23 protein-coding genes are annotated in these 24,668 nt (G+C 65.9%); 10 read left to right on the forward strand and 13 right to left on the reverse strand.

Annotated elements, in window-relative coordinates; all coding sequences use genetic code 11:
* Nucleotides 1-77: 77 nt before the first annotated feature.
* The 8 genes from WMC41_RS25450 (at nt 78) to WMC41_RS25485 (ending at nt 9,202) form a co-directional block, all read left to right on the forward strand.
* Nucleotides 78-1,001 carry a carbohydrate ABC transporter permease gene (locus WMC41_RS25450; protein WP_432348735.1) on the forward strand — a complete coding sequence of 308 codons (924 nt, stop codon included), beginning with the start codon at nt 78-80 and terminating at the stop codon, nt 999-1,001.
* 4 nt (nt 1,002-1,005) lie between these two features.
* Nucleotides 1,006-1,836: a carbohydrate ABC transporter permease gene (locus tag WMC41_RS25455; protein WP_432348737.1), complete on the forward strand. Its 831-nt coding sequence runs from the start codon at nt 1,006-1,008 to the stop codon at nt 1,834-1,836.
* Between the two features lie 11 nt (nt 1,837-1,847).
* The gene (locus WMC41_RS25460; protein WP_432348738.1) at nt 1,848-2,915 is read left to right on the forward strand and encodes an ABC transporter ATP-binding protein; all 1,068 of its coding nucleotides are present in this window, start codon (nt 1,848-1,850) and stop codon (nt 2,913-2,915) included.
* 107 nt (nt 2,916-3,022) lie between these two features.
* On the forward strand, nt 3,023-5,746 hold the full coding sequence (locus WMC41_RS25465; protein WP_432348739.1) for a DNA translocase FtsK: 2,724 nt from the start codon (nt 3,023-3,025) through the stop codon (nt 5,744-5,746).
* 246 nt (nt 5,747-5,992) lie between these two features.
* Nucleotides 5,993-7,036 carry a class II fructose-bisphosphate aldolase gene (gene fba / locus WMC41_RS25470; protein ID WP_272808054.1) on the forward strand — a complete coding sequence of 348 codons (1,044 nt, stop codon included), beginning with the start codon at nt 5,993-5,995 and terminating at the stop codon, nt 7,034-7,036.
* Between the two features lie 442 nt (nt 7,037-7,478).
* Nucleotides 7,479-8,627: an alpha-hydroxy acid oxidase gene (locus WMC41_RS25475; RefSeq protein WP_244766059.1), complete on the forward strand. Its 1,149-nt coding sequence runs from the start codon at nt 7,479-7,481 to the stop codon at nt 8,625-8,627.
* 41 nt (nt 8,628-8,668) lie between these two features.
* On the forward strand, nt 8,669-8,905 hold the full coding sequence (locus WMC41_RS25480; RefSeq protein WP_244766060.1) for a CopG family ribbon-helix-helix protein: 237 nt from the start codon (nt 8,669-8,671) through the stop codon (nt 8,903-8,905).
* 6 nt (nt 8,906-8,911) lie between these two features.
* Complete coding sequence (locus WMC41_RS25485; protein ID WP_244766061.1) at nt 8,912-9,202, forward strand: type II toxin-antitoxin system RelE/ParE family toxin; 291 nt, start codon at nt 8,912-8,914, stop codon at nt 9,200-9,202.
* 3 nt (nt 9,203-9,205) lie between these two features.
* Here WMC41_RS25485 and WMC41_RS25490 read toward each other — a convergent pair whose 3' ends face one another.
* From WMC41_RS25490 to WMC41_RS25505, 4 genes are all read right to left on the reverse strand, one after another.
* A complete protein-coding gene (locus WMC41_RS25490; RefSeq protein ID WP_432348741.1) occupies nt 9,206-10,240 on the reverse strand; it encodes a histone deacetylase family protein in 1,035 nt (344 codons plus the stop codon).
* 2 nt (nt 10,241-10,242) lie between these two features.
* Complete coding sequence (locus WMC41_RS25495; RefSeq protein ID WP_432348742.1) at nt 10,243-11,631, reverse strand: glutamine synthetase family protein; 1,389 nt, start codon at nt 11,629-11,631, stop codon at nt 10,243-10,245.
* Complete coding sequence (locus WMC41_RS25500; protein ID WP_432348743.1) at nt 11,628-13,001, reverse strand: transaminase; 1,374 nt, start codon at nt 12,999-13,001, stop codon at nt 11,628-11,630. The genes WMC41_RS25495 and WMC41_RS25500 overlap by 4 nt, the downstream gene beginning before the upstream one ends.
* A gap of 89 nt (nt 13,002-13,090) precedes the next feature.
* Nucleotides 13,091-14,140 (reverse strand): helix-turn-helix domain-containing protein, encoded by a 1,050-nt coding sequence (locus tag WMC41_RS25505; RefSeq protein ID WP_432348745.1) that lies wholly within the window; start codon nt 14,138-14,140, stop codon nt 13,091-13,093.
* A 273-nt stretch (nt 14,141-14,413) separates the two neighbouring features.
* On the opposite strand from WMC41_RS25505, the gene WMC41_RS25510 reads away from it, so the two are divergent.
* Entirely contained in the window at nt 14,414-15,310 is an 897-nt protein-coding gene (locus tag WMC41_RS25510) for a hypothetical protein (RefSeq protein WP_432348747.1), read from the forward strand.
* A gap of 10 nt (nt 15,311-15,320) precedes the next feature.
* Here WMC41_RS25510 and WMC41_RS25515 read toward each other — a convergent pair whose 3' ends face one another.
* Both WMC41_RS25515 and WMC41_RS25520 read right to left on the reverse strand, forming a co-directional pair.
* Nucleotides 15,321-15,728, reverse strand: coding sequence for a DUF3307 domain-containing protein (locus WMC41_RS25515; protein ID WP_432348749.1), 408 nt, complete (start codon nt 15,726-15,728; stop codon nt 15,321-15,323).
* Between the two features lie 98 nt (nt 15,729-15,826).
* Nucleotides 15,827-17,068, reverse strand: a complete 1,242-nt coding sequence (locus WMC41_RS25520) for an AGE family epimerase/isomerase (protein ID WP_272808062.1) — start codon at nt 17,066-17,068, stop codon at nt 15,827-15,829.
* Between the two features lie 378 nt (nt 17,069-17,446).
* Between WMC41_RS25520 and WMC41_RS25525 the strand changes: the two genes are divergently transcribed.
* On the forward strand, nt 17,447-17,608 hold the full coding sequence (locus WMC41_RS25525) for a hypothetical protein (RefSeq protein WP_244766069.1): 162 nt from the start codon (nt 17,447-17,449) through the stop codon (nt 17,606-17,608).
* Nucleotides 17,609-17,642: 34 nt separating this feature from the next.
* On the opposite strand, the gene WMC41_RS25530 is transcribed toward WMC41_RS25525, so the two are convergent.
* From WMC41_RS25530 to WMC41_RS25560, 7 genes are all read right to left on the reverse strand, one after another.
* On the reverse strand, nt 17,643-18,812 hold the full coding sequence (locus WMC41_RS25530) for a nucleotide sugar dehydrogenase (protein WP_432348752.1): 1,170 nt from the start codon (nt 18,810-18,812) through the stop codon (nt 17,643-17,645).
* Between the two features lie 61 nt (nt 18,813-18,873).
* The gene (locus WMC41_RS25535) at nt 18,874-19,347 is read right to left on the reverse strand and encodes a cupin domain-containing protein (protein WP_432348754.1); all 474 of its coding nucleotides are present in this window, start codon (nt 19,345-19,347) and stop codon (nt 18,874-18,876) included.
* 109 nt (nt 19,348-19,456) lie between these two features.
* Nucleotides 19,457-20,584, reverse strand: a complete 1,128-nt coding sequence (locus tag WMC41_RS25540; RefSeq protein ID WP_432348756.1) for a sugar-transfer associated ATP-grasp domain-containing protein — start codon at nt 20,582-20,584, stop codon at nt 19,457-19,459.
* Nucleotide 20,585: 1 nt separating this feature from the next.
* A complete protein-coding gene (locus WMC41_RS25545; protein ID WP_272808065.1) occupies nt 20,586-21,905 on the reverse strand; it encodes a type III PLP-dependent enzyme in 1,320 nt (439 codons plus the stop codon).
* On the reverse strand, nt 21,898-23,418 hold the full coding sequence (locus tag WMC41_RS25550; RefSeq protein WP_432349342.1) for an AMP-binding protein: 1,521 nt from the start codon (nt 23,416-23,418) through the stop codon (nt 21,898-21,900). Before WMC41_RS25550 ends, WMC41_RS25545 begins: the two co-directional genes overlap by 8 nt.
* Nucleotides 23,418-23,675 carry an acyl carrier protein gene (locus WMC41_RS25555; protein ID WP_244766074.1) on the reverse strand — a complete coding sequence of 86 codons (258 nt, stop codon included), beginning with the start codon at nt 23,673-23,675 and terminating at the stop codon, nt 23,418-23,420. Before WMC41_RS25555 ends, WMC41_RS25550 begins: the two co-directional genes overlap by 1 nt.
* 30 nt (nt 23,676-23,705) lie before the next feature.
* Nucleotides 23,706-24,551, reverse strand: coding sequence for a hypothetical protein (locus tag WMC41_RS25560; RefSeq protein ID WP_432348759.1), 846 nt, complete (start codon nt 24,549-24,551; stop codon nt 23,706-23,708).
* Between the last annotated feature and the right edge of the window lie 117 nt (nt 24,552-24,668).

The raw sequence follows: 24,668 nt of genomic DNA on the forward strand, positions 1-24,668 counted from the left end.
CGCTCCGGGCGGAGACACGAGGCTCCGCCCGGAGACACTGTTTGGAACGCCCCGCCACCTTGAACGGAAGCGAGACGATGACCCTTGCCGCCCATCCGCACGCCGTGCGGCCGCTCAGGAAGCGGATTGCCGACGCATCGGAACCCTATCTCTACAGCGCGCCGGCGCTGATCCTCATCATCGCCGTCATGCTGGTGCCGCTGGCGCTCGGCATTTCCTATGCGTTCCGCGATATCCAGCTGCTGAACCCGTTTTCCGGCGGCTTCATCGGGCTCGATCATTTTCGCGCGCTGGGTGAGGACCAGGCCTTCTTCCGGGCGCTGCGCAACACGCTGTGGTGGACGGGGGCCTCGGTCTTCCTGCAATTCATCTTCGGCCTCATCCTCGCGCTGCTCCTGGACAAGCCCTTTGCCGGCCGCGGCCTGGCGCAGGCGCTGGTCTTCCTGCCCTGGGCCGTGCCGAGCTTCCTTGCCGGCCTCAACTGGGCCTGGCTGTTCAACCCGGTCATCGGCCCGCTGCCGCACTGGATGCATGCGCTCGGCATTCTCGATGCGCCGAACAACATCCTCTCCGACCCGCAGCTCGCCATGTGGGGGCCGATCGCCGCCAATGTCTGGTGGGGCATTCCCTTCTTCGCCATCACCCTGCTTGCCGCGCTCCAGGCGATCCCGCGCGATCTCTACGAGGCGGCCAGCATCGACGGGGCAGGGCCGGTCCAGCGCTTCCTCTCGATCACCCTGCCGTTCCTCGCGCCCACCATCGCCATCACCATCCTGCTGCGCACCGTCTGGATCTCGAATTTCGCCGACCTCATCGTCGTCATGACGAATGGCGGGCCGGCCGACCGCACGCAGATCGTCGCCAGCTACATCTTCACGCAGGCCTTCAAGCGCCTAGATTTCGGCTACGCCTCGGCCATCGCCCTCGTGCTGCTGGTCCTGCTGCTCGCCTATTCCATGCTGATTGTGCTTTTGCGCCAGACGCTGCTGAACAAGGGGTGAGACCATGAGAAGCAAGCCTTTCCTCACCGTGGCGCACCGGCTCGCGATCCTCGCCTACATCGTCGTCGCGCTCTTTCCGCTGTTCTGGCTGCTGAAGGTCTCGGTGACGCCGAACGACCTGCTCTACAGCGAGGGCGTGCGCATGTGGCCCTCGCGCGCCACCTTCGAGCACTACACCTTCGTCATCGCCCACAGCGCCTTTCCGACCTTCTTCAAGAACAGCCTGATCGTCGCCGGCTCGACGGCCGTGGCGGTCACCATCCTCGCCTCGCTCGCCGGCTACGCCCTGTCGCGCTTCCGTTTCCGGGCGAAGTACTGGATCGTCGCCTTGATGCTGATCACGCAGATGTTCCCGCTGGTCATGCTGGTCGCGCCGATCTTCAAGATGCTCTCGCCGCTCGGCCTCACCAACAGTCTGACCGGCCTCGTCATCGTCTACACCGCCTTCAACGTTCCCTTCGCCACCTTCCTCATGCAGTCCTTCTTCGACGGCATTCCGAAGGACCTGGAGGAGGCGGCGATGATCGACGGGGCGACGCAGTTCGTCGCCTTCCGCCAGATCATCCTGCCGCTGACGCTGCCCGGCATCGCCGCGACGCTCGGCTTCGTCTTTACGGCCGCCTGGAGCGAGCTGCTCTTCGCGCTGATGCTGATCTCCGGCAACGACGCGGCGACCTTCCCGGTCGGTCTTCTCACCTTCGTCTCGAAATTCTCGGTCGATTTCGGGCAGATGATGGCGGCGGGCATTCTCGCGCTCATTCCGGCCTGCCTCTTCTTCCTCCTCATCCAGCGCTACCTCGTGCAGGGCCTGACGGCCGGCGCGGTAAAAGGCTGAAAGGGTCTTCCATGGCTTCCATCGACATCCAGGACATCCGCAAGAGCTTCGGCACCTTTTCCGTGCTGCACGGCGTCGATCTTACCATCCGCGACGGCGAGTTCATCGTGCTGGTCGGCCCCTCGGGCTGCGGGAAATCCACGCTGCTGCGCATGATCGCGGGGCTGGAGGACGTCACGTCCGGCGACATCCGCATCGACGGCAGGCGGGTCAACGACCTTGCCCCGAAGGATCGCGACATCGCCATGGTGTTCCAGTCCTACGCGCTCTACCCGCATATGAGCGTCGCCGACAACATGAGCTACAGCCTGAAGCTCCGCCGCACCGCGAAGGAGAAGATCGCCAGCGCCATCGGCGGGGCCGCCGCGAAACTCGGCCTCGATCCGCTGCTGGAGCGCCGCCCGCGCGCGCTTTCCGGCGGCCAGCGCCAGCGTGTCGCCATGGGGCGCGCCATCGTGCGCCAGCCGAAGGCTTTTCTCTTCGACGAGCCGCTGTCCAATCTCGACGCGCGTCTGCGCGAACAGATGCGCGCCGAAATCAAGAAGTTGCACGGCGATCTTCATGCGACTTCCATCTACGTCACCCACGATCAGATCGAGGCCATGACGCTGGCGGACCGGATCGTCGCCATGCATGCCGGCGTCGTCCAGCAGGTCGGTACGCCGCTCGATCTTTACGACCGGCCGGCCAATCTCTTCGTCGCGGGCTTCATCGGCTCGCCGGGCATGAACTTCTTCGAGGGCTGCTATCTCGTATCAGGCGACCAGGCGGAGCTGCGGCTGGCGAACGGGGTGACATTGCCCGTCCCGCGAAGGGCCGGCATCGAATCAGGCGCGACGGCGACGCTCGGCATCCGCCCCGAGCATGTGGTGCTCGATGCGCACGGCGCGCTGGAGGCGAAGGTCGACCTCATCGAGCCGACGGGCTTCGGCATCATCATGCATGTGAGCATCCACGATGTCCCGATGAAAATTTTTACGCTCGACCGGGCGATGCTGGATCCCGGCCCGGCGGTCCGCGTCGACCTGCCGCAGGAGCGGCTTCACCTCTTCGGGACGCAGGGCCAGCGGGTGGAATGAAACGGGATCGTGAACACGATTTCGGTCCCGTCCAAAGACAATGTTAACCTTCATTTCCTAACCATCTACGCATCCCTATCGGCAATGATCGTCGAGTTTGCAGGTTCATGCGTATTTCCAGAACAAACTTCTACCCCATCCTTGAAACCGAAGAGGGAGCCGGCGAACAAGCGCCGTATTATTCCCGCGAAAACAATGCCTTGCCGGATTCCCTCCCGCAGGCCGACGATTGGCATGCGGCCGGTGAGCCGGTCGCCAACGACGAGGACTATCGCCCGCGTTTCCGCTCGCCGGTGCTGCGGAGCTACGACCCCGGCCAGTATGCCGACGGAAGCTGGGAGAGCCATTTCTACATGGCGCCGAATGTCCGCTTCACGCGTACCCCCGACAAGGTCGCCGCCAGGATCGAGGAGGCGGCCGCGGAAGAGATGCAGCAGGCCGAGCCGGCGGTCGAGCAGGCCGTCCAGCCGGCGGCTCAGCCCGCCGAGATGGCGCAGCTTTCCCAGACGGAACTGCTGCAGCGCCTGCGCGAGGCGCTGGAGGAGCGCCGCCGCCGCTCCGAAGCGCAGCAGGCCGAGGCTGCCGCAGCGGCAGCCATTGTCGAGCCGGTGCCGCCGCTGGTGCAGGCCGTGGTCGATGCGGGCACGAGCGGAACGCCTGCCGATGCCGCCGTCGTGTTCAAGCCGGCCGGCCCGCTGCCGGCACCCGTTGCCGCAGCGGCGGTCGTCCCCGTCGCCAAACCGGCCATTTCCACCACGAAGCCAGCCGAGAAGACCGACGTGCGTACCGCAATCAGCCGTTTTGCCAACCTCTCCGACCACGCCTTCTGGGAAACGCTGGTGCCGGACGAGGATGCGGTCGAGCGTCCGGCGAGGCCGGCCGTCACCGTGGTGCGCATGCCGGCGCCCGTTCCCGCGCCGGCCGCCGTGGCCGTGCCGAAGCCCGTCGCGGTTCCGGGGGTGCGTCAGGAAGTCCCCTCCATCGCCTCGCTCTTCCGCGTCGTCGAATGCCGCCCGGCCGTTGCCCGGACTGCGGCGGTCGAACTTGCTCCTGTTGCCGAGGTGAAGGCGGAGCCCGTGGCGGTCGTCGCGACCCCGGTCGTCGAGACGGTCGCTGAACCCGTTCCGGTCGTCGCCGAGGTCCAGCCCGGCCCGGTTGCCGTCACGCCGGCCGTCACCCCGGTTGCGGCTGTCGAGCCCGTGCGCGAAACCCCGTCCTCGGTGCTGTCGCGCGCCCGGCCGTTCCAGGTCATGATGGCGACGCCGGCTGGCGATGCCTACGAATATCCGGCGCGCGAACTCCTGCAGGAGCCTCCGGGCACCGTCGGCTACGTGCTGACCCAGGAACAGCTGGAGCAGAATGCCGGCCTCCTCGAAAGCGTGCTGGAGGATTTCGGCGTGCGCGGCGAGATCATCCATGTCCGCCCCGGCCCGGTCGTCACCCTCTATGAATTCGAGCCCGCGCCCGGCGTCAAATCCTCCCGCGTCATCGGCCTTGCCGACGATATCGCCCGCTCCATGTCGGCGCTGTCTGCTCGCGTCGCGGTCGTGCCCGGCCGCAACGTCATCGGCATCGAACTGCCGAATGCGACCCGCGAGACCGTCTATTTCCGCGAGATGATCGAGAGCCAGGATTTCGCCAAGACCGGCTTCAAGCTGCCGATCTGCCTCGGCAAGACCATCGGCGGCGAACCCGTCATCGCGGAACTCGCCAAGATGCCGCATCTGCTCGTCGCCGGCACCACCGGCTCGGGCAAGTCCGTCGCCATCAACACGATGATCCTGTCGCTGCTCTACCGCTTCCGCCCGGAAGAGTGCCGCCTGATCATGGTCGACCCCAAGATGCTGGAACTGTCGATCTATGACGGCATCCCGCACCTGCTGACCCCCGTCGTCACCGATCCCAAGAAGGCCGTCATGGCGCTGAAATGGGCGGTGCGCGAGATGGAGGACCGTTACCGGAAGATGTCCCGCCTCGGCGTGCGCAACATCGACGGTTACAACAACCGCGTGGCCGCCGCGCGCGACAAGGGCGAGACGATCTCGATCAGCGTCCAGACCGGCTTCGACAAGGGAACCGGCGAGGCGATCCACGAGGAGCAGGAGCTTGCCCTCGATCCGATGCCCTATATCGTCGTCATCGTCGACGAGATGGCCGACCTGATGATGGTCGCCGGCAAGGAGATCGAAGGCGCGATCCAGCGGCTCGCCCAGATGGCGCGTGCCGCCGGCATCCACCTGATCATGGCGACGCAGCGCCCCTCGGTCGACGTCATCACGGGCACGATCAAGGCCAACTTCCCGACGCGCATTTCCTTCCAGGTGACGTCGAAGATCGACAGCCGCACCATCCTCGGCGAGCAGGGCGCCGAACAGCTGCTCGGCCAGGGCGACATGCTGCACATGGCCGGCGGCGGGCGCATTTCCCGCGTGCACGGTCCCTTCGTCTCAGACGAGGAGGTCGAAAAGGTCGTGTTGCACCTGAAGGCCCAGGGTCGCCCGGAATATCTGGAGACCGTGACGGCCGAGGAAGAGGAAGAAGAGGACGAGAAGCCGGCGGCCGGCGGCGCTGTGTTCGACAAGGGCGATATCGCGGCGGAAGACGGCGACGACCTTTACGAAAAGGCCGTCAAGGTCGTGATGCGCGACCGCAAGTGCTCGACCTCCTATATCCAGCGGCGGCTTGCCGTCGGCTACAACCGCGCCGCCTCCCTCGTCGAGCGCATGGAGAAGGAAGGCCTCGTCGGCCCCGCCAACCATGTCGGCAAGCGCGAGATCATCTCCGGCGAGCGCGGCAGCTTCCAGGCGCCCGAGCCGAGCGACGACGAGTGACAGTTGCGCCGGCGGCGATTGCCCAGTCGCCGGGCATTTGTCCTACTTATTTGAATCGCAACGCATTTCTTGATCCGGCCCGCCAGCGCGGGCCGGATTTTCGTCATGTCCACGGGAAATTTGTTGCGCCTGTCACATTTAATCGATTTGGCTTGGAATAGGGTCTTTCCGGCCTGTTGCATATGGCGGAACGATCTGTGAATAGTGCCGCCGACCCGAGAAACCGGCATCCGAAGGAGGACAGGAATGGCATTGATCACCATGCGGCAACTGCTCGATCACGCAGCGGAGAACGACTACGCACTGCCCGCATTCAACGTCAACAACCTGGAATATATCCAGGCGGTCATGCGCGCGGCGGATGCGACGGATTCTCCGGTGATCCTGCAGGCGAGCCGCGGTGCGCGCGCCTACGCGGGCGATGCTTTCCTGCGCCACCTGATCCTCGGCGCGGCCGAGGAATATCCGCATATCCCGGTCTGCCTTCACCTCGACCACGGCGACCAGCCCTCCACCTGCATCTCGGCCATCACCAACGGCTTCACCTCCGTCATGATGGACGGCTCGCTGCTCGCCGATGGCAAGACCGTCGCCAGCTACGAATACAATGTCGACGTGACGGCGGAGGTCGTGAAGATCGCGCACGCGGCCGGCGTTTCGGTCGAAGGTGAGCTTGGCTGTCTCGGCAACCTGGAAACGGGTGCCGGCGACAAGGAAGACGGCCACGGCTTCGAGGGCAAGCTTTCCCGCGAGGAACTGCTGACCGACCCGGACCAGGCGCTCGACTTCGTCTCCAGGACCGGCGTCGACGCGCTGGCCGTCGCCATCGGCACCAGCCACGGCGCCTACAAGTTCACCCGCGCGCCGGACGGCGACATCCTGTCGATCGACACGATCGCGAAGATCAACAAGAAGCTGCCGAACACGCATCTCGTCATGCACGGCTCCTCCTCCGTTCCGCAGGACCTGCAGGATCTCTTCACCGCCTATGGCGGCGAGATGAAGCAGACCTGGGGCGTGCCGGTCGCCGAGATCCAGAAGGCCATCCCGCTCGGCGTGCGCAAGGTCAATATCGACACGGACCTGCGCCTTGCCATGACCGGCACCATCCGCAAGAACTTCAAGGAGAAGCCGGACAATTTCGACCCGCGCAACTACCTCAAGCCGGCGACCGCCCTGATGGCGGACGTCTGCAAGGAGCGCTTCGAAGCCTTCCGCACCGCCGGCAAGGCCTCCGGCATCCGCGTCAAGCGCCTGCCCGACATGGCGAAGTTCTACGCCACCAAGTAAGCTTTCGGCCTCCTGGCCTACCGCAGGGCAATCGCATGTGGGGCAAGACGATGCCGTAACCCCTTCTCCCCCGGGGGGAGAAGGTGGCTCGAAGGGCCGGATGAGGGGGTGGCTCGGACAAATCCTTTACGCCTTCGACCTCGCCCTCATCCGCCTGCCGGCACCTTCTCCCCCCGGGGGAGAAGGGAGCTGGGGCGATGACTGCATTCCATATGCGATTGCCCTCCCGGTCTGCCGGTAGGGCGATTTTCCTTGCGGCTCCGGCTGCCGGCCAGGAAATGCGCATTGACAGCGCCGCCGCACCATTCCTTATTCCTGAATATCTCATTCATATGGGGATGCATCTTTCCTGCCGAAACCGGCAGGAAGCCGTTGCAGGCCTGTGCGCCCCCTCGTAAAAGAATGCGATCCCGAAAAGCCGGATGATGCGAGGACAGACAGCATGAGCGTAGACCAGGCCCTGACGATCGCGGACCTCAAGGACCGGGCGCGCCGCCGCGTGCCGAAGATGTTCTTCGACTACGCGGATTCCGGCGCCTGGACGGAGGGCACCTACCGGGCCAACGAGGACGATTTCCACAAGGTCAAGCTGCGCCAGCGCGTGCTCGTCGACATGACCAACCGCTCGCTGGCCAGCGAGATGATCGGCGAGCCGGTATCGATGCCCGTCGCGCTCGCACCGACCGGGCTCACCGGCATGCAGCATGCCGATGGCGAGATGCTCGCCGCGCAGGCGGCGGAGGAGGCCGGCGTGCCCTTCACGCTGTCCACCATGAGCATCTGCTCGATCGAGGACGTGCGCTCCGTCACGTCGAAACCCTTCTGGTTCCAGCTCTACGTGATGCAGGACAAGGATTTCGTCCATAACCTCATCGACCGGGCCAAGGCGGCCGGCTGCTCGGCGCTGGTGCTGACGCTCGACCTGCAGATCCTCGGCCAGCGCCACAAGGACCTGCGCAACGGCCTCTCCGCCCCACCGCGCTTCACGCCGAAACACGTCTGGCAGATGGCGACACGGCCGTTCTGGTGCCTCGACATGCTCGGCACGAAGCGCCGCACCTTCGGCAACATCGTCGGCCACGCCAAGGGCGTGACGGACCTCTCCTCGCTCTCCTCCTGGACCTCGGAACAGTTCGACCCGCAGCTGTCCTGGAAGGACATCGCATGGATCCGCGACCGCTGGGGCGGCAAGCTCATCCTCAAGGGCATCCTCGACGAGGAGGACGCGCGCATGTCGCTCGACAGCGGCGCCGACGCCATCATCGTCTCCAACCATGGCGGCCGCCAGCTCGACGGCGCCGCTTCCTCGATCAGCATGCTGCCGCGCATCGTCGATGCCGTCGGCGACAGGATGGAGGTTCATCTCGACGGCGGCATCCGCTCCGGCCAGGATGTCCTCAAGGCGCTCTGCTACGGCGCCAAGGGCACCTATATCGGCCGCCCCTTCCTCTACGGCCTCGGCGCCGGCGGCAAGGCGGGCGTGCGCCGCGCGCTCGAGATCATCCGCAAGGAACTCGACGTCACCCTGGCGCTCTGCGGCGAACGCGACGTGAAGAACCTGTCGCGGAAGAACCTGCACACCGATCTTTGAGCGGGGCTGGCGGGGCAGCAGGGTTCATGCGAGAATGCGGCATGGCCAAGCGTGACGACATTTCCAAGGACCTTGATCGCCGCATCGATGCGCTGGCGGCACGGTCGTCCTTGACCCGCGGGCAGATCATCGAGGATGCGCTGGCGCATGGCCGCTCGCTTGCCTGGCAGGAAAAATGGATCGAGGGCGTCGAGGCAGGGCTTGCCGATGCGGAGCGCGGCGACTTTGCGAGCGAGGACGAGATCGCGCTCGTCCTCAACAAATATGCGGCGCGCTGATCGCCGATGGCGAAGGTCGTCTGGACCCGCCGTTATCTTCGGGAGCTTGAGGCGATAGGCGACTACATCGCCGAGCGCAATCCTGCCGCTGCAGCGCGCACCGTAACGGCTATCCACAGCCGCACCCGGCGCCTGCTGACCGACAATCCCTTCATCGGGCGGCCCGGCGAGATCGCGGGAACGCGAGAGCTCGTCGTGCCGGGGACACCCTATATCGTCGCCTATCGTGTGCTGGAAACCCGAATCGACGTTCTCTTCGTGCAGCATGGCGCGGGGGAATGGCCAGACACCTTTTGACTGTCAGGCGCCCTCGAACCCCTGCAGGACATTCACCGCGTTGATGCCGAGGGCGTCCACCGCGTAGCCGCCTTCCATGACGAAGAGTGTCGGGAGGGCAAAGTCGGCGATGCGGCGGCCGATGGTGAGGAAATGCTCGCTTTCCAGCTTGAACTGCGAGATCGGGTCTTCCTTGAATGCATCGACGCCGAGCGAGATGACGAGGGCGGTCGGGGCGTAGGCGCCGATCCGTGCATGCGCATCCTCGAAGGCGGCCTGCCATTCGAGCCAGCCGGTGCCGGCGGGGAGGGGATAGTTGAGGTTGAAGCCCTCGCCCCGGCCGGCCCCGCGCTCGCGGGCATAGCCGAGGTGGAAGGGAAACTCGAAATCCGGGTCGCCGTGCAGGCTCGCCAGCAGTACGTTGTCGCGGTCGTAGAAGATCTCCTGCGTGCCGTTGCCATGGTGGTAGTCGACGTCGAAGATCGCGACGCGGGCGTGGCCGTTGTCGAGGAAGCGCTGGGCGGCGATGGCGGCATTGTTGAGATAGCAGTAGCCGCCGAAGAAATCGCGGCCGGCATGGTGGCCGGGCGGGCGGCAGAGCGCGAAGGCGGCGCGTTCGCCGGACAGCACGGCATCGGCGCCGGCAAGCGCCGTGTCGGCGGCGCGCCTGGCGGCCTGCCAGGTGGTCTCGGTGATCGAGCCCGCCATGTCGAAGGAATAGTAGGAAAGCCGCGCATCGAGGCTGGCCGGCGGGGCGTCGAGCATCGGCATCGAGCGGTGACGCCAGCTATAGGGCCAGACCTCGCCGTCGCGGCCGGCGGCGCGCCATTCGGCAAAGACGTTCTGCAGGAAATCGAGATAGTCTGGCGTGTGGACACGCTCGATGGCCGCGCGGTCGTAGGCGGGGGGCTCGATCACCGGGCCGAGGCCGACCTCCTTGACGCGCCTGAGAACGATTTCGGCACGTTCCGGCTTCTCGAAGGTCTCGACGATGCGGCCGAAGGACAGTTCCATGCCGCTGTGATGTAGGTGATGGTCGGCGGTATAGAAGGTTTTCATGATCAGACGACTTCACCATAGAGCGTGCGTTCGAGCGCGGTGACTTCCGCGGCGAAGCGGCGGTATTCGGCGCGCTTGAGGGCGAGGAAGACGTGGTGCAGCCGCTCGCCGAGCGCCTCCTTCAGGAAGGCGGAGCGGGCGGCGGTCTCGATGGCGCTGCGCCAGTCCGGCGGCAGCGCGTCGCCGGCATTCTCCGCATAGGCCGTGGTTTCGGGGCCGGGGTCGGCCCGGTCGACAATGCCCTTGCGCATGCCGGCAAGCACGGCGGCGCCGACGAGATAGGGGTTGGAATCGATGCCGGCGGCGCGCTGTTCCAGATGGCGCCCGGCGGGGGAGCCGGCGGGGATACGCACCGCGACGCTGCGGTTGTTGGTGCCCCAGGTCGGCATCGTCGGCGCATAGCTCTGGGCGGAGAAGCGGCGCCAGGAATTGAGATGCGGGGCGAAGACGAGCATGGATTCGTGCATCGTTTCCAGCAGTCCGGCGACGGCCTGTTTCAGGAGGGGCGAGAGCGCGTCGCCCTGGTCGGCGAAACGGTTCGTACCATTGGCATCGGCAAGGCTCGCATGCACATGCATGCCGGAGCCGGCACGGCCGGCGAAAGGCTTTGCCATGAAGCAGGCCATCATGCCGTGGCGGACGGCGAGGGCGCACAGGAGGCGCTTCAGCATGGCAAGGTCGTCGGCGGCGCGCAGCGCCGCACCGTGGCGCAGCGTCAGCTCGAACTGGCCCTGCGCATATTCCGAGATCATCGTCTCGACGGGCAGGCCCTGTGCCTCCGCGCCGCGATAGACGGCGTCGATGAAGGGCTCCAGCCGGTCGAGCTCGGTGACGCCATAGACCTGGATGCCATCCGGCCGTTCGCCGGAAAGCGGCAGGCGCAGCGGCTGGAAGGTGCCATCGGCCGCGCGCTCGCGGTCGAGCAGGTAGAATTCCAGCTCGTAGGCGAGCACGGGGTGAAAACCGTCTGCCTCCAGATGCCTCACCTGGCGGGCCAGCGCATGGCGCGGGTCGGCCGCCATCGGCGTGCCGTCGAGCTCGAAGAGGGCGAGGCGCAGTTCGCCGCGCGGCGGAGAAGTCCAGGGCAGGGGAACGAGCGAGCCGGCAACCGGCCAGGCGCGCCGGTCCGCATCGCCATCCGACCAGACGAGGCCGGTTTCCTCCACGTCCTCGCCCGTCACGTCGAGGCCGAGGATCGAGCCGGGCAGGTGACGGCCGGAGCGGAAGATCGCCAGCAGCTCGTGCCGCCGGATGATCTTGCCGCGCGCGATGCCGTTGAGGTCGATCAGGACGAGGTCGAAGGCGATGATTTCGGGATGCGCGGCAAGGAACGCTTCGGCTTCCGAAATGTCGGCGGCCTCCGGCGGGCGGGTGGCGAGGTCGCGGCTCACGCGGCGGCCCTCCGTTCCGCAAGGCGTCCGGTGACGGTCGCGAAGGCCGCCACGAGACCATCGGCCTGCCGTTCCGAAAGGGCGGGGCTGACGAGCACCATGTTGTGGAAGGGCGTCAGTAGGTAGCCGAGGTTCAGCATGGAAAGATGCAGGGCCGCCTCGATCGTGTCCGACGCGGCGGCACGCGCCTCCGCGGCGTTGCGCACGGGGACCGGTGAGAAGACAACCTCCAGCCGCGCGCCGACGCGCGCGACGGTCCAGTCGAGGCCCGCGGCGGCGATGGCCGCCTTGAAGCCGGCCTCGATGCGGTCGGCGCGCGCCTGCATGATGCGATAGGCCTCCTCGGTCATCACCTGTTCGAGGCAGGCGCGCAGGCAGGCGAGCTGCAGCGCGCTGCCCGACAGCGTCGTGCCGATGCCGGAATGGCCGTGGCCGCTCTGCTCGCGGCGGATGACGTGCAGCCTGTCGGAGATCGCCTGGGTCATGCCCCAGACGCTGACCGGCACGCCGCCGCCGATCGGCTTGCCCATCACCATGAGGTCCGGTTCGAGGCCGTGCACCTTGGTGTAGCCGCCGAGGCCCGTGGAGATGGTGTGCGTCTCGTCGATGAGCAGCAGCGTGCCGGCCGCGTGTGTCAGGCGCCGCAGCGCGGCATGGAAGCCGGGGGCGGGCGGGATCATGCCGCAGTTCGTCATGACGGGCTCGGCGAGCACGCAGGCGATGTCGTGTCCGGCGAGCGCCTTTTCCAGCGCCGCTTCGTCGTTGAACGGAATCGAGACGGTGAGCTCGCCGAGATCGCGCACCTGGCCGAGCAGGTTGCGGCGGGAAACGGTCCTGCCATCGACGAGATCCACCAGCGTGTCGTCCACCGCGCCATGGTAGCAGCCGTCGAAGACGAGAAGTTTCGCCCGGCCGGTGACGGCGCGGGCGACGCGGATGGCGAAGCGGTTGGCGTCGCTGGCGGTAGCGCCGAGCTGCCAGCGCGGCAGGCCGAAGCGCTCCACCAGCAGGCGGCCGACCGCTGCGGCGTCGGAGGAGGGCAGCATTGTGGTGAGGCCGCGCGTGCCGGCATTCTTCAGGGCTTCGAGAACCGGGGCGGGGCCGTGGCCGAACATGGCGCCGGTATCGCCGAGGCAAACGTCGACGATGCGGTTGCCGTCAAGATCGACGAGCTCCGCCCCGCTGGCCTCATCGACGACGAGGGGGAAGGGCGTCGGCCAGTCGAGCATCCAGTGCTGCGGCACGCCGTCGAAGAAACCGGATGTCGCCTCGCCATGTGCCGCCGCCGAACGCGGCCGCCGCGCGCGAAAAACCTCTGCCTCCGCCTCGATGAGCGCGCGGGCGCGCGCCTCCAGGTTCGCCCTCTCCATCCCGTTCTCCAGAAAGTCCTCAAGAAATGTGATCACATATTGGTTGATGTGATTTCAAGTGTCAAACGACAAGATGCCTGCCGGAGAAGCTACAGCGCGCTGACGATGCGCAGCCAGTCGTGCACGGAGGCGGCCGCCTGCTTTTCCGCGGAGCCCTTCGGCAGCGCGCTGCGGTCGCCCATCTCGCGCACCTCGCTCGGGCTCATGCCGAACTGGTGGCGGAAGGCGCGGGAAAAGGCGGACGTATCGGAGAAGCCGCAGGCATAGGCGATCTCGCCGACCGTGCGTTTGCGCTCGTTCGCCAGCATGTCGAAGGCGGCGCGCAGGCGCCGGGTGCGGATATGGTCGGTGACGCCGCCGATCGGCTCGAACAGCCGGTAGAGCGAGGCGCGCGACAGGCCGAACATCTTGCACAGGTGGTCCGGCCCGAGATCCGGCAGGGCGATGTTCTGTTCGATGTAGCGACGGATTTCCATGATGACGGCGCCGCGCACCGTGGGCGAGGGCTGGCTCCGCTCGGCGACCTGCGGGCCGACGAGATTGGTGACGAGATTGGCTGTGGCGGTGACGATGGCCGGCGCCTCGGCCGGGGTGATGTCCGTGAGGTCCGTGAAAAGGGCGCGCAGGTGGCTGCCGACCAGCCGGGCCGTGCTCGTCGAGCGCTTGAGGAGCAGGCCGTGCAGGGCGTCGTTCTGCGCCTCCTTGGCGAAGAGCAGGTGGCGCGGCAGCACGAGCGTGAGATTGCGGCAATGCTGCGTCTCTGCCTGCATGGGGCGCGACAGGTCGAAGAGGGAGATGTCGCCCGCCTCCACCAGCACCGTCTCGCCGGCGACCGTGCGCCGGTCGCAGCCATCGAGCGTCACCTGCACGAAGATGAGGTCGAGGCCGCTGCGGGCGATGCGGCCGGGGTCGCGCGCGAAGCGATAGGTCGTGCCGAGCATTTCGGCGGCGAAGAACAGGGCAGGGCCCATGAAGTAGGTGGAGAGGCTGGCTCGGAAATCGTCGATCCGCTCCGGCGTCGTCATGGTCGTGCGGAAGACGGGGTCGAGCGTTTCGGCAAAGAGCTGGCTTTCCCGGCGACAGTGCGCGCCGGCTTCGGCAAGGACGGAGTTGGAGGGCAACTTGGCGGCGGGGCTCATTCTCTCTCGCGGCGGTTCGGTAACGGGCGGTCTTGCCTATCCAAGAGGCGGAACGGGCGAAGGTTCCCGGAAATTCGCCGTCGTGCCGGATTTGCAGGCTTGGCACGGCGTCTCATTCTTTTGGCCTACTGTCTCATAATGACCATTGGCATTCCTAATACAATTGACAGTTTCATCGGGCTGCAACCCCATGGAAAATAAAGGGTCCATTCGGGCCCGCGGTGCTGCGGCAAACACGACGGCGGGCGCATCGTTCCGGATCGAGGAAGAGGTATGGATCAGGTTTCCTTTGCCGACAGCGCGCTGGTCTTCCAGGTGCCGCCGTTCGAATTCCTGAATGCGCCGGGTTTTGCCGCGGCGCGGGACCGGCTGGTGGCCGGCAAGCTCGCCCTCTATGAGGGCAACCACCTCTTCAACCGGCTTATCCTGGAGGAGGGCCGGTTCCTCTGTTATCTCGCCGCGCTTTCGCTGCATGCGGGCCAGGACATGGGGCGATCCTCCACCTGGCTGACGCTCGGGCGGCTCCAGCGCGAGGTCACGGAACTCGGCGTGGCGAGCCGCAACCGGGTCGAGGCCCAGGTTTCCTGTCTGCGCAAATACGGTTTCCTCACGCAGCAGCCGCATGCATCGGACCGGCGCGTGCGGCTGCTCGTTCCGAGCGCGGCCCTTCTGGCGCGCGATGCCGGCATTCTCGGTCTTCTCGTCGATGGTTTGTCGGCGCTCGGGCTTTCGCCGACGGAGGGGCGGAGCGGGCCGCTGGAGCCGGATCTGCACCGTGCCATGCGCCGGGCGACGCTGCCGCATCTGCCGGGCCTCAGCCGGCTCATCCGCCGCCATCTGCCGCTGGCGCCGTTCTTCGCCCATGATTGCGGCTATATGATCCTGCTGCTTCTTTTGCGGGGCGGCCGGGACGGCGGCGATGCCGTCATCGGCTCCGGCTACCAGCGGCTTGCCATGCAGACGGGCGTGTCGCGCACCCATGTCCGCCGCATCGTCGAGGCGGCGCGCGATGCCGGCCTCCTGACCACCACGGCGCGCGGCGGCCACGACATCCGGCTGACGCCGGCCATGTGGCATGCGGCGGACCGCTGGTTCGCGGACAAGTTCGCCCTGACGGACCTGCTGTTGCGCGAGGCCCTGCCGGCCGGACGCACCAGCGCGGCGGCCTGACGACGGCGTCCTATCCGGCGGAGCCGGCGGCGGCGAGAACGACGGCAAGGGCGAGGTGCGTCATGTGATGCAGCGTCTGGTCCGCGCCGAGAAGCCACCAGAAGCCCGTCTGCTTTGGAGTGAGTGCCTGGCGGCGGGCCATGACGCCTTTCATCCGGTCGATCGTACCGTGCACGAGGGCGTCGGCAAGGCCGAGCCAGGCGAGCGGCGGCGCAACGAGGAGAAACAGCAGGGCGGTAATGGCGCCGTGCAGGCCCGCATGGATCGCAAGCGGCAGCAACCAGCCCTCTCGCTGCTCCTTGCCCATGGCGATCCAGTCCGTCTGGAAAACGAAGTCCGCCAGGAAGTGTTTGACGAGGAACGCCGCCATGGCGGCGGCGATCCATATGGTCGAGATCTGGTCCGGTATGTCGATCATTCGGCTCCCGTCTGCCCGCCGCCGTAGAGCAGGGGTGGGCGGCCCCTTTTACGCGATTTCCGGACGCAAGACCGCTGCGCACTTCTGCTGGAATTGCTCTAGCGGCCGCCAGCCTCGGCGATGCCCTTCGTCAGGCTGCCCGTCGCCGGATAGAGCGGGATCAGGCAGGCCTGGAGCGCATGATAGATGTCTCCCTTGCCGGCGAACAGGGTATAGCTCGGCGCAAGATCTTCCGTCAGCTCTTCATGCCAGCCGCCGCGGTCCTGATCAAGGAAATGGCGCGCGATGGCGTCCCAGATTTTCCGGTACCAGGTCTCGTGGAAGTCGCCCGGCAGGTGCTCGCAAAGGAATGCCGCCGCGCCCGCGCCCTCGGCCATCGGCCACCATAGCTTGCTCCGGTTGACCGGTTCGTCGTTCCAGTCGAGCGTATAGAAGAAGCCGCCCTTCTCCTTGTCCCAGCCGAGCGCGATGGACTGGGCGAAGAGGGCTTTCGCCGCCTCCGGCATCCAGTCGTGTCTCCTGCCGCCGAGGGCGTGGAGTTGAAGGATGAGGCGCGCCCATTCCAGCCAATGGCCGGGCGTGGTGCCGGAGGGGCGGAACATCTCGTTGCCACGGTACTCTTTGTCCAGCACCCAGTTCTCGTCGAAATGTTCCGGCACGCGGAAACCGTTTTCGCCGGCGCGGCGGCGGATGATGAGGTCGGCGACGCTTTCCGCCTTGTCGAGATAGGTCTTCTCGCCGGTCGCCTCGTAGGCGGCCATCAGGGCTTCCGTCAGGTGCATGTTGGAATTCTGGCCGCGATAACCGGGCACCGCCGTCCAGTCCGCCTCGAATTCCTCCGCGATCGCGCCGTGCTTGCCTTCCCAGAAACGCTTTTCCAGAACCTCGGTGACGTCGGCGATCATGCGGTCGGCATCCGGATGGCCGGCGACCTTGGCGCTGGAGGCGGCCAGCAGCACGAAGGCATGGCCGTAACCCTGCTTGCTGGCATCGAGCAGGCCGGCATTGTCGAGCGACCAGTGATAGCCGCCGCGCTCCGCGTCCCGGTGCTTTTCCCAAAGGTATTTCATGCCGTGGTCGACGATATCGTCGGAGCCGGGACGTCCGAGCAGGCTACCGATGGCAAAGCAGTGCACCATGCGTGCGGTGGAATGAATACCGCGCACGGGGTTTCCGGGGTTGAGCGGCCGGCCTTCGGCATCGAGTTCATGAAACCCGCCGAGCGGATTGAAGGCCCGGTTCTGGAAGAAATCGAAGAGGCGGTTCGCTTCGCGCCAAAGCCACTGGCGATGGTAGTCGCGCTTGCGCCATGCTGTGCCTGGATGTCCCGTTGCGCCCATGATGCGTTCTCCTTTTTGATCGGTCCGCATTGTTGTTTCCCGTGCCGGGGTCGTCACGGGCGCGGGGGGAATCTGCCGTGGCGCGGTGTTCACGCACGGCCCGCAACGCTCGCAATGACGGTTGGCCTCCGGATCGGTGGGAGGGGAGTTATGGCCCAGAACCGAGGGGACGGCAACCCGGCAACGAAGGCCCCGTTCCCGGCGGAAGACGCAGCCCCGGGAGGGTGAAAAGCGAATTTACGATTGCGGCGAAAATGAGAAAATATACTCTATCAATCTTATAGGGATAATATATAACTCTCCTCAGAAAACGGGACGGACATGATCGTCCGCACCCGAAGGCCGACTGAAGAGAGCCTTCACAACAAGGGATGATGGATGAGCAACGCCAAACTCGAAGGCCGCCCCGGTTATCTGCCCTTCGGCATCGCCAACGACCGCAGGGCCCGCCGCGCCAGGCAGCAGGCCCTCGTGAACCAGATCGTCATTACCGGTGCCTTTCTCTTCGTCGGCGCCGTGGTCTTCGGCCTCGTCGGCTGATTTTCCGTTCCAGATGCGATGATCGCGGACTGCCTCAGTCCGCCCCGAACACGTCGCGCGTGTAGATTTTGTCCCGGACGTCTTCGAGTTCTTCGGCGAGGCGATTGGCGATGATGAGGTCGGCGCGGCGTTTGAGGTCGGCGAGATCGCGCACGACTTCGGAGCGGAAGAACGTGTCCCCCTCGAAATCCGGCTCGTAGACGATGACCGGGATACCCTTTGCCTTGATGCGCTTTATGATGCCCTGGATGGAGGAGGCGCGGAAATTGTCCGAATCCTTCTTCATGGCGAGGCGGTAGACGCCCACCACCTCGGGGTTGCGCGCGACGATGTCGTCGGCCAGGAAATCCTTGCGTGTCGTATTGGCGTCCACGATGGCCCGGATGAGGTTCTGCGGCACTTCGCTGAAGTTGGCGAGCAGCTGCTTCGTGTCTTTCGGCAGGCAATAGCCGCCATAGCCGAACGAAGGGTTGTTGTAGTGCGTGCCGATGCGCGGATCGAGCCCGACCCCCTCGATGACCTGGCGCGTGTCGATGCCATGCGTCATGGCATAGGAATCGAGCTCGTTGAAATAGGCGACCCGCATGGCGAGATAGGTGTTGGCGAAAAGCTTGATCGCTTCGGCCTCCCCGGAGCCGGTGAACAGCAGGGGGATGTCCTTTTTGATCGCTCCTTCCTGGAGCAGGCCCGCGAACCGGCGGGCCTCGGGCGTGTCACCCCCCATCACGATGCGGGAGGGATGGAGGTTGTCGTGGAGCGCCTTGCCCTCACGCAGGAATTCGGGCGAGAAGAGGATGCGTTGATCGTCGCGCGCCGCCTGCAATGATTGCGTATAGCCGACGGGCACGGTCGACTTGATGACGATGGTGGCGCCGGCGTTGACGCGCCGCACGTCCTCGATGACGGCCTCGACGCTGCTCGTGTCGAAATAGTTGCTGTGCGGATCGTAGTTCGTCGGCGTCGCCACCACCACGAAATCGGCCTTGGCGAAGGCTTCGGCCTTGTCCGCCGTTGCCCTCAGCCGCAGGGGCTGCGTGCGCAGATAGGTCTCGATCTCCGCATCGACGATCGGCGAGACGCGCGCATTCAATTTGGCCACGCGCTGTTCGCTGATGTCATAGGCAAGGACGTCGTTGTGCTGTGCGAGAAGCACGGCATTGGAAAGGCCGACATAACCGATGCCGGCAACCGTGATGTCGACCATGAATACCTCTGAACGGATGGAAGGACGGCGCAGCCGGCTTCGATGGGGAAGGGCCTGCTGTCTATCGGCGGAATTTCTCCCGCAGTTTCAATGCCATGTTGACGGAGCCGGGAAATTCGCGGCGGCCGAATGCGATCTTGCGGACATAGTCGTCGATGTGCCAGACCGCCGAGGACCCTGCCGGGAAATAGGCGATGTCGCCCTCCTTCAGCACGCGCTCGGCGCCGTCCTCGCCGGTGACCCGCACCTCGCCGTCCAGGATGAGGACCGTTTCGTCCCATCCGAAATACCAGCGGAAGGTGCCGGCCGTACAGTCCCATATGGCGGTCGTCGCCTGCTGGTCGGCGGAACGCGAGTGAAGAGAAAGGCGCGCCTCCGGGTTGCCTGCGATGATCCATGAGGGCTCGATCGGCGCAGGCGCCATTTCAAGCTCGTCGAGCGCGGCGGTGACGATCCCCTTCGCCGACGTGATCTCGGAATAGCGCGTGCGTATCGCCACCCCCACCATCGACGCCAGTATCAACTTCAATACCATGTCCTGCCCCCCGGCAATCGTGCTGCCCCAATGCGCTCCCGAATTCTCCGGGAGAGATCTAAAGAATATCTGAACCTGTCCCTTCACATCCCCCGTTTCTGCTGGTGTACTATTGCAGGGCTTCGAGGATGCGTTCCTTTCTGGCCGGATGGCGGTCGAGATAGGACTGGCCGAGCGCCTTGTCGACATACCCGCCTGCAAGCTCCTGCAGGACTTCTATGCCGTAGTCGGCATTGGCTTCGATGATAAGGGGGCCAGAAGGGGTGATGGCGACGTCCCAACCCAGCGACCGGAAAGGCGCGAGCGTCTGGGCGGCCCGCCGCACCGCCTCGCGGACGTCGCGCCAGAACGGCATGGTGAATGTCGCGGGGTCGATGCCGAAGGTCGAGCGGATATCGTAATACTGGCCGCCGTATTTCGGCTCGCGCTTGGCGCCCGTCATGAGGCGGCCGGTTTCGATATCGACGGCGATCATGTAGCCGCCGATGCCGGAATTGTCGATGATGCTGCCGGGCATGCCCACCTTGAGCGCGGCGGTATTGAAATGGACGGTTCCCGCCGCGTCGACGAAGGTATCGATGCGCACCGTATTGACGGAGGTCGGGTTGAACCGGGCCAGCTCCGGATGCTGGTCGATCGTTTCCTGGACGATGAAGTCCGTCCAGTGGAAGCCGTTGTTGGTGTTGAAGACGAGGTGGTTGAACCGGGCCTGGTCAAGCACCTCGTCCTTGTGCAGCAGGCGGCCGTCGCGGGTGCGCAGCTTGAACACGGCGCTGCCCGAGCCCCCCGTGAGCGGCTTGACGATGATGCCGTCGGGAAGGTTCATGGCGTCGATCGCCCGGACGAAGTCGTCATGGGAAACCGGTTTGCCGGCCATGTCGCTGATGGCATCGCGCCGCAGCCGGAAGAGGGTGTTGGTCGTTCCCAGACCGGCCGCGCGGATAGTGGTCTCGAAGAGCAGCTTGTCCTCGACGATCGTCGGGTCCGCCGCCGCATTCGCCGTGTCGCGCGCTATGTGCAGGAGCTCCGTCGGGAAATACCGGTAGATCTCCTTGCCGAACCGCCTGAGATAGAGGCTGTGTTTCAGGTATTGATAGGGGAGGTAGCCGTACAGCGTGTAGAGTCGATAGATCTCGGAAACCTGCTGCGGAATTGGTTTCTTGTCCGAAGCCTTCAGATAGACCTGGAAATCTTCGGTCAGCATTCTTTTGAAGCGCTTATAATTCCTCGTTATCATGTTACGTCTCCTCGCGGTTCGGTAAAACATCCATCGAGCGGAATCGGTCTATTGTTTCGATTGTGCCCTCTTCCACGAGCGCTTCGGCAGGCTGCGGATGGGAGAGGAAATTCACCGGGCTCGCCGTCAGGCCGTAGGCGCCGGACTGCAGGACGGCGACGAGGTCCCCAGCGCGCAGTTCCGGCAGGCCGGTGTCGCGGGCGAGCGTGTCGAGCGGCGTGCAGAGCGGGCCGACCACGGTTGCGGGCTGGTCCGGCTCGGCCGTCATGCGCGCCGGCGCGACGACGGGGTAGTTGCGCTTGATGACCTGGCCGAGATTGCCGGAGGCTGCCAGATGGTGATTCATCCCGCCATCCAGCACGAGGAAGCGCACGCCGCGGGAGGTCTTGAGCGCGTTGATCTCGCTGACATAGAGGCCGGCTTCGCCGGTGAGGAACCGGCCGGGCTCGACGATGGCGCGGGCATCGGCCAGCAGGGGCTCGGCGCGCATCCGCGCCGTCAGCTCCGGAACGGCCGCGGCCACGGCGTCGAGGTCGAGCGGCTTGTCGTTGGCATAGTAGGGGATGCCGAGGCCGCCGCCGAGGTCGACGGTGTGCAGCGGCCTGCCGGTCGTGCGGGCGACACGCGCCGCAAGGTCGATGGCGTGCCGCCAGCCGCCGATCAGCGCCTCGGCATCGAGGATCTGCGTGCCGCCGTAGACGTGGATGCCGACGAGGTCGATGTTCGGCGCGGCCGTCACCGCGGCGATCGCCGCGTCGAGGTCTTCCTCGTCGAAGCCGAAGGCCGTCGCCTTGCCGCCCATCCGCATGGCTCCGACCTGCACGTCCGGAACCGGATTGATGCGGATGGAGGCATGGACGCGCTTGCCGATCGCGCGGATCCGCTCGATCTCGTCGAGACCCTCGATATGGATCTCGCCGATGCCGCCCTCGATCACCGCTTCCAGTTCCGCGCGGCGCTTGCCGGGTCCGGCAAAGAGGATCCGCCCGGGTGCCGCGCCTGCGGCGATCGCCGCGCGATATTCGCCGAGCGAGGCGATCTCGACACCGGCGCCCTCCTCGACGAAGAGCCGGATGACGCTGCGCGCCGGATTGGCCTTCACCGAATAGTAGATGGAGGCGAAGCCGTCGAGCGCCGCGGCAAGCCGGCGATAGGCCCGCCGCATGCCGCCGCCGTCATAGATGTAGGCGGGCGAGCCGATGCGCGAGACGATCTCGCGGACCGCAAGGCCGCCGACATGGAGGTCGTCGCCGCGGATGTCGAAAAGCTGCCTTGCCAGCGCATAGCCGTGGTTTGTCGCCTTGCCTGCCGGATCAGCCATTGTTCGCGCGCTCCCTGACGAGTTGCCGGTAGTCCACCTTGCCGTTCGGCGTCACCGGCAGCGTTTCGACGAGCTCCAGGTCACGCGGCACCATGTAGGCGGCGAGCGTGCCGGCGACCGCCTGCAAGACGGGTGCGGTCTCGACATCCGGTTCCAGGGCGACCGCCACCGCATGGACCTTCTGTCCGGCAAAGTCGTCCGGCAGGCCGATGACGGCGACCTGGCGGAAGCGCCCGGTCGCCATGATCGCCTCTTCCACCTCGGAAGGGCTGATGCGATAGCCCGAGGACTTGATCATCGCATCGTTACGGCCGATGAAGCTGAAGAAGCCGTCCTCGTCCTCCACCGCCAGATCGCCCGAATAGCAGACGATGTCGCCGCCCTGGTCCCTGGATCGGAAGGGGTTCTGCTTCAGCACCCGCGCGGTTTCCTCCGGCCGATTCCAGTAGCCGAGCGAGACGGTGGGTCCGCGGTGGACGAGAATGCCGGGTTCGCCCGGTTTCGCGCGGCGGCCGTCCTCTGTCACGATGAAGATCTCGCATTCCGGGATGGCCTTGCCGATCGAGGTGGGGCGGCGGTCGAGTTCCTCTGGCGGCAGGTAGGTCGAGCGGAAGGCCTCCGTCAGGCCGTACATCAGGATGACATTCGTCGCCGGCAGCATCCTGCGCAGGTTGGCGACCGTCTGCGAGGGAACCGCACCGCCGGAATTGGTGACGTAGCGCAGATGCGGCAGTTCCGTCTTGTGCAGGAGTGGCGAGGCCTTGGTCAGGATCGCCCAGATGGTGGGTACACCGGCAAGGCCGGTGATCCTGTGGTCGCGCAGCGCCCGCACGATCTCGTCGCCGAAGCGGAAGGTCAGGATGACCGTCAGCGCGCCTTGCTCCACCGCCGTCAGAAGCTGGTTCAGGCCGTAGTCGAAGCTGAACGGCAGGACGGAGAGGATGCGCTCGTCCGGCGTGATGGCGAGATAGGTGCGAACGATGCGGGCGCCCGCCAGGAGGTTGCGATGCGACAGCATCACGCCTTTCGGTCGTCCTGTGGAGCCGGACGTATAGAGGATCGCCGCAAGGTCCTCCCCGATATTGTCGTCGCGCAACGCGGCGGGCTCTGCCTCCGCCATCTCCTCGACGAGAAGGATGCGCGTCTCGAAAACACCCTCCAGGCTCGCGGCGACCATCGGCGCGAGGTCCCGGTTGGTGATCACGACACGCGCCGCGCAATCGGCCACGATATGGCTGATCTGCTGGCCGCGCAGCAGCGCGTTGATCGGAACGAAGACGCCCATCGCCCGGCTGACGGCGAAGATGGCGATGCATTCCTCGAGGCCGCGCGGCAGGAAGATGGCGGCGCGGTCCCCGCGCTCCAGGCCGGCGTGCCGCAGCGCCGAGGCGAAACGCTCGACCTCGCCATGAAAGGCGCGGTAGTCGAGCTGCCGGTCGCCGTCGATCAGCGCAGGCCTGTCGCTTTGCCGGTGGGGGGCGAGCAGGTGATGGAGGAGGACAGGGGCCTTGATCACGTCCGCGCCCGCGAAACGAAGTTGACGAGGCTTGCCGGCGTTCCCAGTTCCTGGAAGTCGAAACCGTCGTCCTCCATCGAAATGCCGAAGCGTTCGCCGAGGAACATGATCAGTTCGAGGAAGCCCAGGGAATCGATGGCCCCGTCGAGCAGCGGCGTATCCGGCGTCACCGGCGCAAGCGCGGGAAAGCGCTTGGTGATGTAGCCGTAGATTTCTGCCTCGATGTCCGGGGCGGCAGTCACATTGTCCAGCATGGCTTTTCCCTTCGTGAAGACCGGTCGCGGCTAAACCTTGAGCAGCACGCGTTCGGAGTAGAGTTCATCGATGATCCGCTCGTCCCATTCGCCCTTGACCTGGTAGCGCAGCCCGCTTTTCCAGCGCCAGGCATGGGGGACATGCCGGCCGCGCGGCAATTGCAGGCAGAGCAGCGGCACGCCATGCCGGAGCAGCAGGCGGGCCAGGATCGCCAGGTTGTCGGTGACGAGATCGCTGCTTTCGGCGTAGATCACCCGGGCGAGCGGAATGCGCTTCTTGCGGATGACGTCGAAGACGACGGGATGGTGGCGCCCGCCGCTCTCGATCACCGTCACGATGCAGCCGAGGTCCCGATGCGCCCTGAGGTCGCGCATCAGCGCCTCGGCAATGGCGCCCGCCGGCACCGCGTCGAGCGCCACGAGCCTGCCCCGCCTGCGGCCGGCGATGGCCAGCCAGGGAAGGGCAAACAGCGGCAGGTCGTAGTCGATCGTGCGGAAGCCGAGGCGGTTGTTGAGCTCGGTCGCGGCCTTCGAGGGCGTCAGGTCCGTGTAGGTCGCCCGGCTGTCCGACATGGCCGCCAGCAGCATGCGCGGCGCATACCAGCGGTGGCTTTCCTCGACATACCAGCTGGAAAGGTTGATCACCTTCCGCCCGGTCCCTTCGTCGCTTCTCGCGATCGTCAGGAGGATGCCGATAGGGGTCTCGCCCGCCATCAGGAAGTTACCGATCGGCCCGCCGCCGGCCGTGCCCTCATGGTCGAGAAGCCGCTTCAGCCCCCGCCGCCAGAAGTCGCGCGTGCGTGACGGAAAGCCCTTCGTGAGAAGGTCCGAGGCGGCGTCCAATCCGTCATGGCCTATGGCGCGTAGCTTGAGCATATCCTGCGTGGCGATCCTGTTCCGTGATGCCAGTCTCTAGTCCCGACTCCTTCAGAAAGGCTAAACGCAGGCGCGTGCGCCGGGGCCTGGCGGCTCCTGAAGCCAAACAAGGTAAAC

Source organism: Shinella yambaruensis (genome assembly GCF_050859155.1).
GTDB classification, from domain to species: domain Bacteria; phylum Pseudomonadota; class Alphaproteobacteria; order Rhizobiales; family Rhizobiaceae; genus Shinella; species Shinella yambaruensis.